The sequence below is a fragment of the Paenibacillus sp. HW567 genome (genome assembly GCF_000374185.1).
In the GTDB taxonomy this organism is placed as follows: domain Bacteria; phylum Bacillota; class Bacilli; order Paenibacillales; family Paenibacillaceae; genus Paenibacillus_AQ.
Window position 1 is genome coordinate 3,192,903 of record NZ_KB910518.1, and the last position, 17,422, is coordinate 3,210,324.

Annotated in this window: 13 protein-coding genes; 4 read left to right on the forward strand and 9 right to left on the reverse strand. The window is 51.2% G+C overall.

The annotated features are described in order from the left end of the window. Positions 1 to 14 precede the first annotated feature (14 nt). From B212_RS0114565 to B212_RS0114575, 3 genes are all read right to left on the reverse strand, one after another. On the reverse strand, positions 15 to 863 hold the full coding sequence (locus tag B212_RS0114565; protein ID WP_019911598.1) for a DUF2785 domain-containing protein: 849 nt from the start codon (positions 861 to 863) through the stop codon (positions 15 to 17). 185 nt (positions 864 to 1,048) lie between these two features. Next, positions 1,049 to 2,227, reverse strand: coding sequence for an NAD(P)/FAD-dependent oxidoreductase (locus B212_RS0114570; protein WP_019911599.1), 1,179 nt, complete (start codon positions 2,225 to 2,227; stop codon positions 1,049 to 1,051). A gap of 16 nt (positions 2,228 to 2,243) precedes the next feature. Beyond that, complete coding sequence (locus B212_RS0114575) at positions 2,244 to 2,657, reverse strand: DUF1641 domain-containing protein (RefSeq protein WP_019911600.1); 414 nt, start codon at positions 2,655 to 2,657, stop codon at positions 2,244 to 2,246. Between the two features lie 318 nt (positions 2,658 to 2,975). Between B212_RS0114575 and B212_RS0114580 the strand changes: the two genes are divergently transcribed. Continuing rightward, a complete protein-coding gene (locus tag B212_RS0114580; protein WP_019911601.1) occupies positions 2,976 to 3,590 on the forward strand; it encodes a nitroreductase family protein in 615 nt (204 codons plus the stop codon). Positions 3,591 to 3,696: 106 nt separating this feature from the next. On the opposite strand, the gene B212_RS0114585 is transcribed toward B212_RS0114580, so the two are convergent. The 4 genes from B212_RS0114585 to B212_RS0114600 all read right to left on the reverse strand — a co-directional run bounded on the left by B212_RS0114585 (position 3,697) and on the right by B212_RS0114600 (position 9,157). Next, entirely contained in the window at positions 3,697 to 5,886 is a 2,190-nt protein-coding gene (locus B212_RS0114585) for an alpha-galactosidase (protein WP_019911604.1), read from the reverse strand. 118 nt (positions 5,887 to 6,004) lie between these two features. Beyond that, the gene (locus tag B212_RS0114590) at positions 6,005 to 6,628 is read right to left on the reverse strand and encodes a hypothetical protein (RefSeq protein WP_019911605.1); all 624 of its coding nucleotides are present in this window, start codon (positions 6,626 to 6,628) and stop codon (positions 6,005 to 6,007) included. Between the two features lie 566 nt (positions 6,629 to 7,194). Then, on the reverse strand, positions 7,195 to 8,133 hold the full coding sequence (locus B212_RS0114595; RefSeq protein ID WP_019911606.1) for a bacteriophage abortive infection AbiH family protein: 939 nt from the start codon (positions 8,131 to 8,133) through the stop codon (positions 7,195 to 7,197). A 130-nt stretch (positions 8,134 to 8,263) separates the two neighbouring features. Next, a complete protein-coding gene (locus tag B212_RS0114600) occupies positions 8,264 to 9,157 on the reverse strand; it encodes a LysR family transcriptional regulator (RefSeq protein ID WP_028530837.1) in 894 nt (297 codons plus the stop codon). Between the two features lie 559 nt (positions 9,158 to 9,716). Between B212_RS0114600 and B212_RS0114605 the strand changes: the two genes are divergently transcribed. Next, positions 9,717 to 10,457 carry an SDR family NAD(P)-dependent oxidoreductase gene (locus B212_RS0114605; protein WP_019911610.1) on the forward strand — a complete coding sequence of 247 codons (741 nt, stop codon included), beginning with the start codon at positions 9,717 to 9,719 and terminating at the stop codon, positions 10,455 to 10,457. A 111-nt stretch (positions 10,458 to 10,568) separates the two neighbouring features. Here B212_RS0114605 and B212_RS0114610 read toward each other — a convergent pair whose 3' ends face one another. Both B212_RS0114610 and B212_RS0114615 read right to left on the reverse strand, forming a co-directional pair. Beyond that, a complete protein-coding gene (locus tag B212_RS0114610) occupies positions 10,569 to 14,237 on the reverse strand; it encodes a X2-like carbohydrate binding domain-containing protein (protein ID WP_019911611.1) in 3,669 nt (1,222 codons plus the stop codon). Between the two features lie 202 nt (positions 14,238 to 14,439). Next, positions 14,440 to 15,690 (reverse strand): purple acid phosphatase family protein, encoded by a 1,251-nt coding sequence (locus B212_RS0114615; protein ID WP_019911612.1) that lies wholly within the window; start codon positions 15,688 to 15,690, stop codon positions 14,440 to 14,442. A gap of 236 nt (positions 15,691 to 15,926) precedes the next feature. On the opposite strand from B212_RS0114615, the gene B212_RS0114620 reads away from it, so the two are divergent. Together B212_RS0114620 and B212_RS0114625 are read left to right on the forward strand one after the other, a co-directional pair. Continuing rightward, positions 15,927 to 16,640 carry a polyphosphate polymerase domain-containing protein gene (locus B212_RS0114620; protein ID WP_019911613.1) on the forward strand — a complete coding sequence of 238 codons (714 nt, stop codon included), beginning with the start codon at positions 15,927 to 15,929 and terminating at the stop codon, positions 16,638 to 16,640. A gap of 1 nt (position 16,641) precedes the next feature. Then, complete coding sequence (locus tag B212_RS0114625) at positions 16,642 to 17,418, forward strand: DUF4956 domain-containing protein (RefSeq protein WP_019911614.1); 777 nt, start codon at positions 16,642 to 16,644, stop codon at positions 17,416 to 17,418. The last annotated feature ends 4 nt before the right edge of the window (positions 17,419 to 17,422 follow it).

A 17,422-nucleotide genomic window follows, 5' to 3' on the forward strand; every position in this document is an offset into this window, starting at 1 on the left:
TGTACGCAGAGCACCTATTGAACGAAATCAATGTCCGCAGCTCTGAACCTGTTCAATTCCGCTTCAGCGGCAAGATGAGCTTCTTTCAGCTCCGTGCCTCTTCTGAAATAAAGGGAACGCACGAAATTTTTGCAGTTGACCCGGTTGATGTATTGGCTGCGGCTTCTGGGCTGGCTGCCGCAGGCTGCAAGGCTGGAGAGCCATTCAGCTATTTGCTCCCGTGCAAGCAGATTGTGCCGGAGCATCGTATCCACGATGGTCGCCATCCGCTCATCCTCTTCATCACTGAAGATATGCGCACCGTTCTGCAGCATGCCCCGGACCGCTTCAAGCACCTCAAGCTGTACCCGCGTATCGCTTTCCGGACATTGCACCAGCTCATCGAGCGCATCCGCTCCGTGAGCCGCAGAGTGGGCCCAGCCGCCTTGTTCTACAAAACCGCGCAGGTCCCGCTCTTCGGTATAATAGCGGAGCAGAGCAGTCTTTAGCTGCTGAAACTCGCCGGCATTCAGAAAAGGCTGCTCTCTATGCCGCTGTAAAATAAGGCCAATAACCAGTGTCGTGAAGGTTCTGGTAAATACCGTTTCATCTCCCAGGCCCCCAATGCCGTAGAATAAATGCCGCTTATCCATCAGCACCGTCAGAATGCCTCGCAGCTCATCTGTGGTGAAGACCCTCTGCTTCAGAATCCATTCATAAAAGGTCGGATAGATCAGCTCGTCCCGCAGCTCCGGCTGAGGGTCTCCGATATACTCCAGCATCAGACGGAGGTAAGCCTCATGCTGTTCGCCTTCACGAAGCTTGTACTGTTCTGCTTCTATCCTAATCAAATTGTCCATTAACCCGGTTCTGATCTCGTTCATTATGTCACTCCTAACTAGCCAGCAGTTGCTTTACAGCTCAATTCAGTTTAATTTGGCTTTCAGACATTTACTATGAATATTTACACACGAGATGTCTGCAGAATATCACAAAAAAACCTCCAAGCTCACTCCACCTTGTAACTTCAGGTGTTGTCGGGTGTCTGCTTGGAGGGTAATTATATCTTTTAGTACGCCAGGCTGAAGAGGCCTTTGATGTGGGACAAATAACGGATGTTGCTTGCTTCCTTCATGAGCGTTGCAGGCAGGCCCTTCAGCGGGGTTGAGCTGGCGCCGATAATGGCTACCCCGTCTTTGCGGCCCAGACTGGCAAGCGTGCCCGAGTTAATTGGGCTGAAGGTTTCCGAGGTGCTGTTATTCAGATACGCGTACAGGTTATAACCGATCAGCTCGCCCATCTGCCAGGCAATTTGTGCTGTAGGCGGATAAGGACGGCCGTCCGGCGCGAACACAACGGCGCTGTCGCCCGCTACGAATACATCTGGATGAGATGTGGATTGCAGGAAGTCATTGACTGTTGCCCGTCCACGGTTCACTTCAAGACCGGATTCGCCGACCAGCGGATTTCCCTGCACCCCGCCGGTCCATACGAAGGTGTTCGCAACAATTTGCTGGCCGTCCTTCAGGTCAATCACATTTCCGGCAACATTAGTAACAGGAAGACCCGTTAAGAACTGAACACCACGGGCGGTCAAGCTTGCTGTCGCACGCTCAATCAGATGATCCGGCAGCACCGGAAGAATCTTCGGACCTGCTTCAACAAGCAGCAGCTTAATTGCCTTGGCATCAACACCATAACGTTTGGTCAGCTTCGGCAGGACATCGGCAATCTCGCCCACCAGCTCCACACCGGTCAAGCCGCCTCCGCCAATGAGAATCGTTGCGTCGGCAGGATTTTTTGTTTTGGCATATTCACGGATACGGTCTTCGATATGCGCATGGATTTTATTCGCGTCGGCAGCGGATTTAAGCACCATGCTATACTCTTCCAGACCTGGTATGCCGAAATAAGCGGTAGTGCTGCCAAGCGCCACAACAAGCGCATCATACGACAGCGACGTGCCATCGGACAACTGCACCTGCTTGCTGTCTACGGAAAAGGATTTCACCTTGGCAATTTTCAGGTCGATATCCTTCCCGGCAAACAGCTTGGTCAGCGGCATCGCAACGGCCCCCTCCGCAATACTGCCTGCTGCAAGACGATGAAGCTCGGTAATAATCTGGTGGGTCGGATACTGATTGACAACTGTGATTTTGGCTTCAGCTTTGCTCATATATTTGCGCACGTTAATGGCGCTCAGGAGACCGCCGTACCCTGCGCCCAGAATAACGATATGTTTTGACATAATATTTCCTCCGTCCTTATTGTTGTGGATTGCGTTCGCCGCTGATTTGCAGGTATGCGTTCATAAAGCGGAGCATTTTCTGCACCTGCGGGTCCTTGATCATGCGCATCATCCCGAACAGGCTGATCGTTTCACTGCTCTCATTTGCACGGTCCTTTGCTTCGATCACATTAGCCGCCATTGTTTTTACGGAATCTACCACAGGCTCAGCCAGTTCTTTAATAGCGCCTACAGTATCACTCTTCAAAACCTCATCCGTTGCAACAGCCTGCACGAAATCAACCGATTTGCTCAAGACACTGACAAGCTGCGTGATCTGGGGCAACTGCTCCACCAGTGTCGTTAATGATTCCTGAACCTCGGGCTTCAAGAGCTGGTCTAGAATATCTTCTTTGGTTAGAGCTTGTGTTTTTGTAATTGTTTCTGACATATCGAACGCTCCTTTGTATTAGCTTTGTCTCATAACGATTAACAGACTGCTAAATCAATGTGATTATTATAACACTGTTTATGTAATGAACGTCACAATCTTTTTGGTTATTTCACCTTATTTTGTGATTAAAATCACTTCTTTTCTGTGTTTTTTGATTAACCCCTTGTTTTTATGTGAAAATTCACACTTGTCGTATTTTTGATCATTGACGGGGTGCTATAGCTGTGCTATCTTGAGTAAGTAACATTTAGTAAGTTCATTAATTAATATCAGCAATTAATAATTAAACACTACATATCCAATGGAGGAATACACATGAGTACTTTTTCAGAACTGGTTCAAGCACGGAGATCGGCCAATAATTTCATCGAGGGCGTTAACATCCCTCAGAATGAGCTGGAGGAAATGTTCTCGCTGGCCCGTCTGGCCCCATCGACATATAATTTGCAGCACGCCCATTACAAGGTTGTTGCCGATAAGGACTTGAAGGAGAAAGTCCGGGAAGCCGCCTATGGCCAATACAAAATCCATACCGCTTCAGTCGTCATTATCGTGCTCGGAGACAAAAACGCTTATCTGAAAGCGCCGGAGATCTATAGTGGCCTCAAACTGCTCGGGGCACTGAGCGAAGATGACTTTGACCGCACAATCGAATCCATCAACAGCGCTTACAGTGGCAATGATGCCTTCCAGCGTGAAGAAGCGATCCGCAATGCTTCCTTGTCGGCCATGCAGTTCATGCTGATTGCCAAGGACAAGGGCTGGGATACCTGCCCGATGAGCGTTCCTGAAGCAGCAGTCAAGGAGCTGCTCGGCCTGCCGGACAATCTTATTCCAGTCATGATGATTACAATTGGCAAAGACAACAAGCACAAAATCAGACCACGCGGCTATCGCAAGCCGGTAAATGAATTTGTGGAGTTCTTTTAATAATTGATTGATGTATTTCTTAAAAGCGCAAAAGGGTCTCCCGGCAATAACGCCGGAAGACCCTTTTTACAGTTCATAACGATGGGAGCTGCAAGAGCTGCCCCCTCTATACTTTGCGGAAACGCCACAGGACACTTTGGAAATCTCCGTGCAGCGCGGGCAGCGGCAACCCTGCATACATGAGATGGTCTCCGCCATATACGCCCCCGCCCTCAAGCCACTGGTAATCAGCCTCTGGATCAAGACCCTTGAGGCGCAGATGGCGCAGAGCATCATTAGGCTCGGCCAGCGTGCGGACATATACGGCTACAGCTTCGGATTTATCCTCGGCAGCGATCAGCCACGCTGTTTCATTGCCTTCAAATGGACTCAGCAATCTGTACTGCTCTCCAAATTGCACAAGCGGACGCAGTTCCTTATATAGCGCTACCTGCGCCTCCACTGTTGCCTTCTCATCTGCCGAAAATTTCGTCAGATCCAGCTCATAGCCGAAATTGCCCGACATTGCCACATGACCGCGCAGTTCGAGTGAAGTATTGCGGTGAACCTGATGGTTCGGCACTGCCGACACATGGCTGCCCATCGCGCTCAGCGGATAGACCATGCTTGTTCCGTATTGGATTTTGAGCCTGCTGACTGCATCGGTGTTGTCGCTTGTCCAGGTCTGCGGCATGTAATAGAGCATGCCCGGGTCAAACCGTCCGCCGCCGCCGGAGCAGCTCTCGAACAGCACCTCCGGGAATTCCGAGGTAATTCGCTCCAGCACACTGTAGAGACCCAGCATGTAACGGTGAGCCGTTTCCCGTTGTCTCTCCGGCGGCAGCAGTGCGGACCCGATTTCGGTCATATTGCGGTTCATATCCCATTTCACATAGGTAATCGGCGCGCTGCGCAGCACATCTGCAATCCGGTCGCCAATTGCCCGGCAGACATCCTCCCGCGAGAAATCCAGCACTAGCTGCATCCGGGCCAGCGTTCTGCGGCGCTGCGGCACATGCAGGCACCAATCGGGATGCTGGCGGTACAGCTCACTGTCCGGGGAGATCATCTCCGGCTCAAACCACAGGCCAAACTGCATATCCAGCTTGTTCACCCGCGCGGCCAAATCCGCAAGACCCTCAGGCAGCTTCTTTGGATCGACAAACCAGTCGCCAAGCGAGCTGCGGTCATCATCACGGTGTCCGAACCAGCCGTCATCCAGTACGAACAGCTCCATGCCAAGCTCACTGCCTGTTCGGGCAATATCTTCAATCTTGGCAGCGGTAAAATCAAAATATGTAGCTTCCCAGTTATTAACCAACACTGGTCGCGTACGGTCGCGGTAGGTTCCACGGGCCAGACGTGTGCGATACAGCTTGTGATAGGTTCTGGACATCGCACCAAGCCCCTCCGCCGAGAAGACCAGCACCGCTTCCGGGGTCTGGAACGACTGGCCCGGCTCCAGCAGCCAGTTGAAGTCAAAAGGATTTATGCCAATGGACAAGCGGGTAGTCTTATACGGCTCCACCTCGGCTTGGGCGGTGAAGCTGCCGCTGTAGACGAGACTGACCCCGTACACCTCTCCATGATCCTCATCCGCTCCCTTGGAGAGCAGGGCAAGAAACGGATTGTGGGCATGGCTGCTCGCCCCCCGGCGGCTCTCAATGCCCTGCATGCCGGGAGCCAGCGCTCTGCGCTCCACATAACGCTCCCGTGCCCACGAGCCTGACAAGTGCAGCAGGTCATAGCTGGAGTCGCGCAGGTCCACACTCATGCTGAGTCCGCGCAGCAGCTTCAGCGAACCTGTACCCTCATTCACAAAACGCACAGAACGCGTAATCGCATTCAGCCCGACAAATACAGTGTAGCTCAGAATAATCCGCAATCCGGCAACAGCATCAAGCAGCTCCAGCTCCAGCGTTTCGGCCTCGTCCTCATGCTCTGTATAAGTAGCCGGAAGTCCTTCAAGAGCGGCTTTGCCTTTATAGATGCGGTGCTTGTCGTACACTGCCTCGGAAGCCGTCGTTCCATCACCAGCCTGGATTTGGTAGGCGGGATGGCGGAAATCCCCAACCCCGTATGACGGGTATTCCTGGGCAATGGTGTCATACGAGATCGACATATCCTCCGGAAATGGACTTGGCGAGAAGGAGCACCGCTCTGTGAGCTGCAGAATGGCGGACAACCGGGTTGCCCGAATTTTCCTGCCCCAATATACATGCGCCGGAATGCCGGCCGGCAGCAGTTGAATAACATAGCTGGTTGCGCTGCTCTGAATATGAAAGATACGTTCCTCAGAAAAATATTGAATGCCCATCTGTTCCTCCTAAGATTTTGTTAGCAATAAGCCACATAAATTCCCTCTACAAACTCAGTTTTGTTAGCATATGCTAAGTATATAGTGAAATCGCTTTTATTTCATCTATGCGGGCAATTCATTTGGCATATTGCAGGATTGCAATTGCAGCCCGTTCCCGGCGTTCGGCATCCTCGCTATACAGAGCAGTCTTAAGAACAGCGAGCGCTTCGGCTAACGTCTCCTCATCTACTTTTCCTGCCTTATCTCCATTCGTATTGTCCTCCCCCGACAAGCCTGTAATCCACAAATCAAGCTTTGCCCCCGGCAGCGGCCCTGTGTACTGTGAGACAAGCACCTCCCCCGTCATCCAATCTCTTACAGAAGGATTAAGCTCAGCAAAGGGTACGCTCTTCAGCCAGGTCACCCCCCGCCGGTGGCAGCGTCCATCTTCGGGATTATCAGAAGCCTCATCATAGAAATAATCACCCAGATCGCCCAAATACGCCCACTGTTCATCCGCCATCAGCACGTAATCCCCATCCTGCATGTTATGTACAAAAAGCTCCAGGCTCTCCAGGTCTGCTTCCAGCTCCCGCCCCTGATCCGCACCGTTCTGAATCAGCCTTCTGCGGATTTCCTCTCTGTCCACGTTATCCAGATCACCGATGCCTGTACATCCCATACAGATATAGTTATCCTGAAGGAACTCTTGTATCCGCTCAACATAAAGCGGCTGTGTCTTGATCTGAAACAGTTTCATAGCTCTTCCTCCTCCTGCCATCCTTTAACCTTAGGCTATACGGAAATTATACAACAAAAAACCAAGTAAACAGGCGCATAATAGCGCTTACATTAGAATACAATCAGAAATTTGCCCAAATTTAAAGTATTCGCCTTTTTACTAATCTGCTGTCCGGGGGTATAATTCAGGTATCAACTCAAGGAACCATACACTGCAGAAAGGGGCAACGGCGGGCAGCTACAATCGCTTCGCGGGGTCACTTTGGCAGATGTACTCCCTGAGCTTGAGACTATATCTTTGATCCTGTCGGTAAAGCTTTCAATCCATCCCGGAACGCTATGGTGCGGGCTTCCTAAAGCTCAAGTGTTGAATCATCAATCCAATCGTTACCAGGGGATGAATTAGAGAAGATTTAACGGGCAGGATAGGCAAATCAACTGCCGCCTCGGACCGATTTCTACCCGGCTGAGTACAAAGGATAGGATAAGGAGTCTGAGAAGAACATGGGTATAGTGGTTACAGCATAAACCTCTACTATTGATGAGTAATCAATAATGGAGGTTTATGTGTGTTTGGGACTCTTTTTAAGAGATATGATAAGTGCTGAAATCCCCGCGGAACTTACAGCTTCTAATCATCTCCTGGTACTCTGCCCGCTTGTCGGGGCCTTCGAAATCATTTAGATGCCAGGTGATCTTCGCTGTGTCCACCCTTTTGCAGATCTCTTCAATATAGATTTTATCCACCTCCGCGAAGGAAAATCCGAATGAATAGATGCTGTCAACGGACGATGTAAGCCCCTCAAAAAAATGCTTGTGCTTCAGCATGGCGCCAGCGGTATTTTTCCGCAGCAGCTTCTGAATTTCCTGCAGTCCTTCTTCTGAACCCGTATACATCTCCATATTCGACTCGTAATAATCTTCATCATTGCCATGTCCAACCAGCAGGTCGCCTCCTTGCTCGCCGTGGATATGACAGACATTTTTCGCCTGATACAGGATTTCCAACGTTTTCGTGTAATTGAACGTCAGAAAATGATCTTCTTCTTTGTTGATAAGTGCGGCAAAATCATCTTTGCTTGGAATTTCGTCAATATCCTCAATCGTATCTACCCAATCGGTAAAATAATCAGTAATGCTCCGGGTGGGCTCGATCAGACTATTTACCAAATCTTCAATGTTGAACGCATTCTTGCTGTACTCCGGATCTCCGTCTTCATCCAGTTGCTCTTCGATACTATCAATCCATTCGCTAAGGTCTAAGACACCCAATGAAGTCTCAAGATCACTCCATTTATCCGCATCAGGCTCGACATCCGATATTAGCCGAAGCAAGTAGGATACCGTATCAACATCATCATATACCTCCTCTCCACGGGGCATTGTTCTACTCTCGGGTACTGTAAAATTGTCACCGGCCGATTCAGGGTACTCCTCTTTCAGGTATTGATGGAAATGCTCATAGGATGTCTTCATTCTGTGCGCCAAATCAAATCCGTTTCCCACAATAAACAGCTTGGCCACTGCAACTCCTTCTTTCCGTAATATAAGGGGTTTTCATAGATTCAATCACACTTATTATCATTATGTTATTATCTAGTTGTTAAAATCAATATAATCCCGTTCTCTACTTTTGTCAACCTTCGCCAGCAACTTAGAGAACGGGCAGCCCAGCCAGCTCCTGCTTCAAAAATTGATACAGGCTCCGGCTGGCCGGATTCAGGGGGTAATCAGCCATTCGGCAGGCGATGCCGCAGGTCATATCCACAGCTTGTCCTTCCAGCTTACGGAATACAGTTCCGGCTGGTACGGGGTGAAGTGTAACCTCCGGCACAAGCGCGATTCCGAGCCCGCTCTCCACGTAGAATTTCAAGGCAGACATACTGTTGATTTCCATCGTGTCCAGCGGCGGGCCGGCAGATTCCTGCAGCACGCTTTCGAGTTTTTTGCGGTAAGGGCAATGGGGTGCGGTAATCAGCAGGCGGTGTCCGCGCAGATGGTCTGCAGTGATCCTCACCTCTGAGGCCAGAGGATGCTCCTCAGGCATTAACAGCACGAACGGCTCCGTGAACAGCGGCTCAAAATACAGCTCCTTTCCCAGCTCCGGGGCCGAGCACAGCACAAGATCCAGCTCTCCGTGAAGCAGCCGCTCACACAGAGCGCCCGAACCGGATATATCTACGGACAGCTCCATTTTGGGAAACTGAGACATGAATTTGCGTAAGATTACAGGCAGCCGGTAGCTGGCCGTAGGGTCGGTTGCACCTATACGCACACTCCCCGCTTCACCTGATTGCAAGTCGGCCAGGCTGCTATGCAGCCGCTCCATATCCTTCACAATGCGCAGGCTCTGCTCGTAAAACAAGCGCCCGGCTTCAGTTAAGCTGATGCCTTTGCCGCGTTCAAGCAGCTCAACCCCGAGATTCGCTTCCAGCTTCTGAATTTGCATTGTGACCGTCGACTGGGCATAATTCAGCTCCTCCGCTGCACGGTTGAAGCTTCCGGTACGGACGATGGCGTGAAAGGTTTTTAATGTTTTCAGCTCCAGATAGATCCCTTCTTTCTGCTTCAATTCAAATAAACTCTGCAATTCAAAATAATTGAACACATTCTTCATTACATTCAATTATACAAAATTAAAAAAGCTATATAAAATACTCTATGTAGCTGGCCGCGCTTCCCTTCATGGCACTATCTGAAGATGAAATTCCCAACGGTGATAGAGGCAATCAATAGGCTGTATCTGGAGATAAGCTGTCCGTGGAGTATAAGCGGATTGGGTGGGATTGTACTTTCTGCAATAGAATATCCATTATTCTGTGATGAATGGCATTCTGCTGTATTTCGTACAATAGATTTCTATACTATGGGTCAAAAACAGGTTGTCGGCTCAATTTGACTGTACAAACTGCAATAGAATCTGTTTTCCGGCCGATTCAGAGAGGATCTGCTGTAGAAAGTGCAATTGAATGCTTCCTAATGATCTCAAAAGAAATTGGGAAAGCAGCCGTGCTACAACGAGGCCGCGAGAAAGCCGGTTCCGCTCAACAGATTGTTACTTCAAAGCTAATTGCAAATAAGCACAATAATTCGAGGAGTGAATGAACATGGAATTGTCAGGCAAAGTGGCACTTGTAACTGGTGGAGGAACGGGCATTGGCAGGGCAACCAGCCTTGAGCTGGCTGAACGCGGAGCTATCGTCGCCGTTAACTATTCCCGTTCGGAGGCGGAAGCACTGGAAACGGTCCAGATGATCATTGACCGGGGAGGACAGGCTATTGCCGTACGCGCGGACGTATCTAAGGATGCCGAAGTGCGGAACATGGCTGAACAGATCGCCGGAACCTTCGGAACCATTGATCTGCTTGTGAATAATGCCAGTATTACGAGGCACCTTGCCATGAGTGATTTGGAAGCAGTCACGGAAGAAGTATGGGATGATTTGTTTGATGTGAATGTCAAAGGCATGTTCTTTTGCGCCCGGGCCGCAGCGCCGTATATGAAAAAGAACAAGCAAGGCGCCATCGTTAATCTCGGCAGCATCGCCGGAGCTACCGGAGCAGGCTCCTCCCTTCCCTACGCGGTATCCAAGGCCGCCGTGCATGGGCTGACCAGATCCCTGGCCCGCGCGCTGGCCCCCGACATCCAGGTCAACTGCATAGCACCGGGCGCTGTCGCCACCAGATGGTGGGCAGGCCGCGAAGAGCAAATGAACCGGCTCGCCCCGAATCTGCTGCTGCAGCGCATTGCCACCCCGGAGGATGTTGCCCGGTTCATTTGCTCTGCTCTGGAGCAGGAGGCGATGACGGGGCAGATCATTACAGTAGACAGCGGGCAAACGCTGTAATGTTGTTGTTTTAAAAAAGTACGTATATCATATAAAAAAACGAAGGGCATCCCAAGCCGCTTGATGGCTTTGTGGGACACCCCTCGTTCGAATTGCCGCTAACCCTTCAGCTTAGGAAGGTTCATTCCCCCACACAAGACTGCCGGAAATGTAGGCCGGAGCCTTGCTCCAGTCTGCGTAGCTGTTATCCGTAGAGTCGAAGGAATAGTCGTCTGTCTGCGTGTAAGTGGTCCAGTTCGACTTTACGGCCTGCATCTGGATATCAACGCTTGCACCTGCTGCCAGAGAGCCGGCGGCGCTTGTAAATCCAATCTCCACATAATAATCCGCGCCGGTCTTGGCCGCAGGCATTTTAACAAAAGTTCCGGTCACATTCGCACTGCCCACCTGGGACCAGTCACAGAAGAAGTTCTGTGTCTGCTCACCATCAATCGTGTAATAGTATCTTATCTTCACGTCTGACAGGGAGATGCTGCTTGTCCCTGTATTGGTCAGCTTGAATTTGGGATTGATGGATTGTACGGACGCTGTCTTATTGCCATTGAACATCTGCACTTTAACCGCGCCAGCCGGTGCAGCGGTTGTATCCACGACAGCGACGGCGAGCGAAGCGGCTGCTCCGGCGCTGAAGTTGAAGCTCAAGGTAGTTGTACCCGCTGCTTGCGCGGCCAGATATTCCTTCTTCAGCGTTACGGTCGTGCCGCTGACGGTATAATCCGTTCCCGCCGTCAGCGTTGCCGTTCCGTTCTTGATCGAGCTTAAGGTATTGCCGTTCAAGGTCAACGTGACTGGAATATCTGCCTGATTGGCCGTTTTCTTATCGAAGCTGGCGGTGGTCGGCGTGATGGCCGAATTTGCCGCTGCGGTGGTATCAACAACCGTGACGGTAAGTGAAGCGGCAGCTCCGGCACTGAAGTTAAAGCTTAAGGTAGCCGTACCCACTGCTTGCGCGGCCAGATATTCTTTCTTCAGTGTTACGGTCGTGCCGCTGACGGTATAATCCGTTCCCGCCGTCAGGGTTGCCGCTCCGTTCTTGATCGAGCTTAAGGTATTGCCATTCAGGGTCAGAGTGACTGGAATATCCGCCTGATTGGCCGTTTTCTTGTCAAAGCTGGCAGTAACCGGCGTGATGGCTGAGTTAGCTGCTGCGGTGGTATCGACAACAGTAACGGTCAGCGATTTTGCCGCCCCTGCACTGAAATTGAAGCTCAGCGCGGTCGTACCCACGGCTTGGGCGGCCAGATAAGCCTTCTTAATGGTGACCGCGGTTCCGCTGACGGTATAATCCGTTCCGGCTGTCAAGGTTGCTGCTCCGTTCTTGATCGAGCTCAGCGTATTGCCATTTAAGGTCATCGTTACTGCAATATCCGCCTGGTTCGCGGTCTTCTTGTCAAAGCTAGCGGTGGTTGGTGTGATCGAAGCGCCGGTAACAGGCGTATTTACCGGATCAGCGTACAGCGTCCCCCGGCCGTTCGTTCCGAGATAGACCCGTCCGTAAACTCTTGGATCTCCTGTAATCGCCATGTTGATTTTGGCATATTGATGGGCATCATCGTTGATCCGTACCCATGACGCGCCTGCATCATCTGAACGGAAGACACCTCTGACTCCGTCGATCTTGGCTACTGTATACAGCGCCATATAGGTCTGACCCGGAGCGGCCATTCCATAGCCAATCAGGTCGGCTTCTTCAACGTTCGACAGCTTGGTGAAGCTCGCTCCTGAGTTGGTGGAGTGCCACAAGCCATATTTATTCTCGACTGTATTGCCGCCGGCAAACCAGATATCCCCTTCAATTCCCGGCACGGCCTTCATGCTGATCTGAGCCTGATTCGGCTGCAGTCCGCCTACGTTATTGGTTGGGAACCCTGTCGCCGCTGAAGCATTGAAAGTAGCCCCTCCATCAACGCTGACATAGAAGGTTCCAGCATAGAATGCATAGAATTTATTGGCGTTCACCCGGTCAGAAGCTATTTTGGCTCCTGCCGGAACCCCGGTGCTGGCTGTCCAGGAATTACCTGTAGTTTTGGAGTAGTAAACCCCGATATCCGAGGTGCTCCACAGGATGGAATTACCGCTGGCGGATACAGCAACCTGCCCTTGCCCCGCAGTGGTCTTCGAACCGTTCGAAGGCTCGCCGTTCGGCATGTACCAGTTCACACCGCCGTCGTTGGAGATGCCGATAGATTTCATGCTCGGTGTTTTCTCCTTATCGGCTCCGCCTACCCGCACCACGTAAGAAGGACTCAGCTCCGCATAATCAATGCCTGTCGTAGTCGCCCATGACGGACTCGTCTGGAACTTGACCGGCGCCTGTGTCAAATCCTCATACCGGAAGCCGGAAACGTCGCCAAGCGCCGTGATCAGATGGGCCGTTCCCGTTGGAGGGCTAATCAGGCCAAGCACGGCGGTTTCCTCCACCCCTTTGGCCATAACCGAGATATTAACCTTGCCGCCGGTATCCCATGAGGTCAAATTATTCGATCCGTAGATTGTAGCTCCCGTTCCGTACAGCATACGATTCGAATTGAACGGGTCAATCTCCAGATCGCCCATCATCCAGCCGAGCTTAGGAGACGGATCAAGCGATGTAGAGTTGGTGACACCATGATTGAGCCAAGGTGCTGCGGTAATGTCCATAGCGAATTTATAGGTCCGCTCCGGATAACCGTTCCAATCCCAGATCCGGCTCCAGGTTGCGCCGCCGTTCGTGCTGCGGAAGATCACCTCATCCGGCCACCAGGCATTCAGGCTCGATACCATAAGTGTGTTCGGATGCTGGGCATCCAGCGCCAGTCCGCCGAAGCCATACCAGTTATCCGTACCGGTGGATGGGCTGATGTTCGTCCAGGCCCCGCTGGCTGTGTTGAGCTTCCACACCTCGCCTTTGCTGCCGTCATACGGTCCTACTCCATTGCTGTAGGTAATATATAGATCACCTGTGGAGGAGAGCTCGCCATGATGGGGAAGATAGCCGGTAGGCTGCCCGGGAATTGCCGTCCACGTTGCTCCGCCGTCGGTGCTGCGATAGACGCTGCTTGCCGTATCTGCAACACCGACATAGATCGTTTGAGTCGCATTGCCGGCAGTCCCGGTCTTTTTATCAAAAGTAATCCAGGATAATCCAACCAGATCATTGCCATAATCAAGCGTCGGGTTCTGAATATAGGTGCCCACATTCGGGAAGGAGCTTACCTTCGACCAGGTCACTCCAGAGTCTGTGCTCTTCCACAAGCCATTGCCGCTGCGCGCTCCGAAGAATAGGATGCTATTCTTGTTCGGATCAATAACGAGGCGTTCACCCGCCGACCGGCCGGGCATGTTGCCCCCTACCTTGAACGGCAGCGCGGTGGATTGCCAGGTGTTCCCCCGGTCGTTCGAGCGCATGATCTGCCCGTTGCCATCCCAGCTATTGGTATAGGTTCCTGTAGCCATGTATACCTTGTCCGGGTTAACGGGATCGGTAGCCAGCGCATCGACACCGTTCTTGTTCCAGTCTACCCAACCTACCGCATCACTGATGGATACCCAACTGCCTGTGGCCTGATTCCAGCGGTATGCGCCGCCGATGTCGGTCCGTGCATAGATGAGATTAGGTTCGGTCTGATTAAAAATAATCCCGGGCACAAACCCTCCGCCCGCGCCGGTGACGACGCTTTTCCAGTTGTAGGCTTCGCTTGCGGCTGCGCGGGTTACCGCTGGAAAAGCGGTGAATAACGAGCTTGTCATAGCGGCCAGCAGAACAGCTAGTCCCATTTTGCGGATACGTTTACGATTCACGTTGTACGCCTCCTATACTTGTATTTGATAACGCTTACATTGTAATTGGAAAATATTATAATTTGTGAGGGAAAATAGTTGTTTTTTTGAGAAAACCGTCGTCTACTTCCGTACCATTTTCACACTATTTATGACATATTTAGTATATTCACAACCCAAAAAAGACTCCTCTGAATGTCCTGTCAGAAGAGTCTAGTCAGGGCTAATGACGGAGCACAAACTCATCCAGCTTACTGCCGTCTACAGCATAGGCCTGATAGGTCAATGTACTGCCGCTCACCGTTATTCCGGCGAACATTTGCTTGTTGTTCTGGAAATGAACCTTATGGTAGAACTGATCCTCCTTCTTCTCGTTAAACTTTGCGCCGGAGGCGTTGGTGACTACATACACTGTACCTCTTCGGGCATCTATGGGATTCTTTCCCTGGGCAACGATTTTGCCGCCATACAGCGGATAGGATCTGGAGTATTCATGGTTATGCCCCTGCAGCACCAAATCCACCTGATATTTGTCAAAAATCTCTGTCCAATCCTCCACCTTCTTGTAGGTGTTGCCCCCATAGGCAGGACGGTGCATCGCTACGATTCTCCACTTCTTATCCGTGCCCGCAAGGTCCTTCTTCAGCCACTCGGCCTGCTGCTTCAGATTGCTCTCTGTATTCAGCACCGTCACATGGACAGCACCATAGTCAAAAGAATACGAGGTTCCTGCTATGGAGCCTTTCGCCCCGTTGTCCGGCAGATTGAAATGCGAAATGAAGCTTGCCGCATCTCCATCCACCTCATCATGATTGCCCGTAACCGGCAGCAGCGGCACGCTTGTGATCCATCGCTGCGCATTTCCGAAGAACTGGTTCCAGCCCGCCGACTTCTCCGGCTCCTCCGTAAGGTCCCCATTATGCACGATAAACTGCGCAGCCGGGAAGGTCTGGAATGCCTTATCCAGCGTCTTGCCCCACAGCTTGAAGTCGGCTGACGTAACTCCCTGCGAATCGGTGACGTTAATAAAGGTCACGTTCCCGCCCCCCTCCTCCGCCGTTCTGAACTCCGCAGCAGCACTCCATCCCCCTTCCGCTCCGCTGCCCACTCTGTATCCGTACAGGGTTCCCGGCTCAAGCCCGGCAACCTCCGCCTTATGTACGCCTCTTGAGCCGGCATCCGTCCGGATGACCTTATTTACAGCCTCGGCCTTTAGCGGAGTTCCTCCTGTAAAAGCTGCTGCCCCGCCCTTTACAACCTCAAGCCATCCGGCAGCGCCGGGATCTGCGGTAAACCAGGTGAAGGCTCGGCTCGTTCCGGTGTCTCCTTTGAACGTGGTCACTAAATCGTATGGCTTGTCCGAAGAAGCCGTGACTTCTGCCCGTTCCGGTTTGAGCCAATCCACGCCCAGTGCCAGCACAATAAGTACGATAACTATAATTCCTATGATAAAGAGGATCTTCAAATCCTTCATGCTGCTCCTTCCATAATCTGTTTTCGTTATAAGATACTCTTTTGCCGGGACAGAAGTCAAATCGGTTCCGCCAGATAGCTTACATATCGCGTCATTTGTTAACGCAATGTAAAAACTTTCAGTTAACATTCAGGCCATTTTAAGAAAAGAATAAGGTACGTCCCTTAACATGGGAGCTGGCAAGTTACAGAGATGGAGATTTAAACCAGAAATCAGAGAGAGAAATGAGGTGTGAGATGAATAAGAAGCTGCAATTCCGCCATGAACTGAAATTTTTCATTAACTATCATCAATACCTGATCCTGCGCCAGCGGCTGAAAACATTGATTGATGCCGACCAGAACGCGGACGACAGCGGGGAATACCATATCCGCAGCCTGTATTTTGACGATATCAACAATACGCCGCTGTCCGATAAGCTCGGCGGTCTGCGGGAGCGCGCCAAATACCGGATACGGATCTACAACGTCCAGGACAATGTGATTCATTTTGAGAAAAAAATTAAAATGGACGACTACATCGCCAAAATCAAAGAGCCGCTGACAAGAGAGATGTACGATGAGATTATGGCTGGCAATTACGAGGTACTGAAGGTTCCGTCCAGTCCGTTGTTCATGGAGCTATACGACCAGATGCGCCACAATCTGCTGCGCCCGAAGGTGATCGTCGATTATGTCCGCGAGCCCTATGTCTGCCATAACGGCAATGTGCGGATTACGTTTGACAAGGAGCTGCGCACGGGTCTGCATTCCACGGATATTTTCAGCAGGGAGCTGCAGCCGGTGCGTGCTCTGGATGAGAACTTTATTATCTTCGAGGTCAAATTCGACGAATACATACCGGAGTATATCAAGATTGCGCTTCAGCTTAATGGACTGAACAGACAGTCCGCTTCAAAATACGTGATTTGCCGGAAATTTCTAAAAACCAACACTTGGGAGGATTATTGAAATGAGTATTTTATCAACACTGGCGGCGGCGGGGACTACAGCGGCACAGACCACGGCAGCGGCGGGCAACACTACGGGCACACAGGCTAAGGACGCGACTACGAATACTTTTTCCGATATTATCAAAAATTCAGTGATCAACAATTTCGTCTCCGACATCAGTATTTCCAAAATGCTGATCACGCTCGGGGTCGCTTTTCTAATCGGCTTCTTCATCTATCTGCTCTACAAACGGGTCTTCAGCGGCGTGCTCTATTCCAAAAGCTTCAATGTCTCGCTAATGGGCATGACCATGATTACCGCTACAGTCATTATCGCGATCAACTCCAACCTCGTCCTGTCGCTGGGGATGGTCGGCGCGCTCTCTATCGTCCGCTTCAGAACTCCGATCAAAGATCCCACCGATCTGATCTTCCTGTTCTGGGCTGCGGTTGCAGGCATTGTGACCGGTGCGGGCTTCTTCACGCTTGCGATCATCGGCTCCGTCATTATCGGGCTGATCCTGTTCCTGTTCATTAAAAATTCCTCTGTTGAAACGCCGTACCTGCTGGTGATCAACTGTGAGGGCGATGACAGCGAACGTGCGGTGCACGGTCATCTGAACAAATCCGTCAAGCGCTACAATGTGAAGCAAAAAACTGTAACCGCAGGCAACATCGAGCTTACGCTGGAGCTGCGTCTGAACGACAAGGAAGGCGGGTTTGTCAACACTGTATCCGATATTACCGGCGTGAAAAATGCCCTGCTGATCAGCTATAGCGGCGATTATGTATCATGATGAA

Excerpts from the sequence above, each read along its gene's own strand:
- B212_RS0114620 (WP_019911613.1), top strand. The coding sequence starts at position 15,927 with ATGAATAAGAAGCTGCAATTCCGCCATGAACTGAAATTTTTCATTAAC.
- B212_RS0114565 (WP_019911598.1), bottom strand. The coding sequence starts at position 863 with ATGAACGAGATCAGAACCGGGTTAATGGACAATTTGATTAGGATAGAA.
- B212_RS0114575 (WP_019911600.1), bottom strand. The coding sequence starts at position 2,657 with ATGTCAGAAACAATTACAAAAACACAAGCTCTAACCAAAGAAGATATT.
- B212_RS0114605 (WP_019911610.1), top strand. The coding sequence starts at position 9,717 with ATGGAATTGTCAGGCAAAGTGGCACTTGTAACTGGTGGAGGAACGGGC.
- B212_RS0114625 (WP_019911614.1), top strand. The coding sequence starts at position 16,642 with ATGAGTATTTTATCAACACTGGCGGCGGCGGGGACTACAGCGGCACAG.
- B212_RS0114580 (WP_019911601.1), top strand. The coding sequence starts at position 2,976 with ATGAGTACTTTTTCAGAACTGGTTCAAGCACGGAGATCGGCCAATAAT.
- B212_RS0114570 (WP_019911599.1), bottom strand. The coding sequence starts at position 2,227 with ATGTCAAAACATATCGTTATTCTGGGCGCAGGGTACGGCGGTCTCCTG.
- B212_RS0114585 (WP_019911604.1), bottom strand. The coding sequence starts at position 5,886 with ATGGGCATTCAATATTTTTCTGAGGAACGTATCTTTCATATTCAGAGC.
- B212_RS0114615 (WP_019911612.1), bottom strand. The coding sequence starts at position 15,690 with ATGAAGGATTTGAAGATCCTCTTTATCATAGGAATTATAGTTATCGTA.
- B212_RS0114590 (WP_019911605.1), bottom strand. The coding sequence starts at position 6,628 with ATGAAACTGTTTCAGATCAAGACACAGCCGCTTTATGTTGAGCGGATA.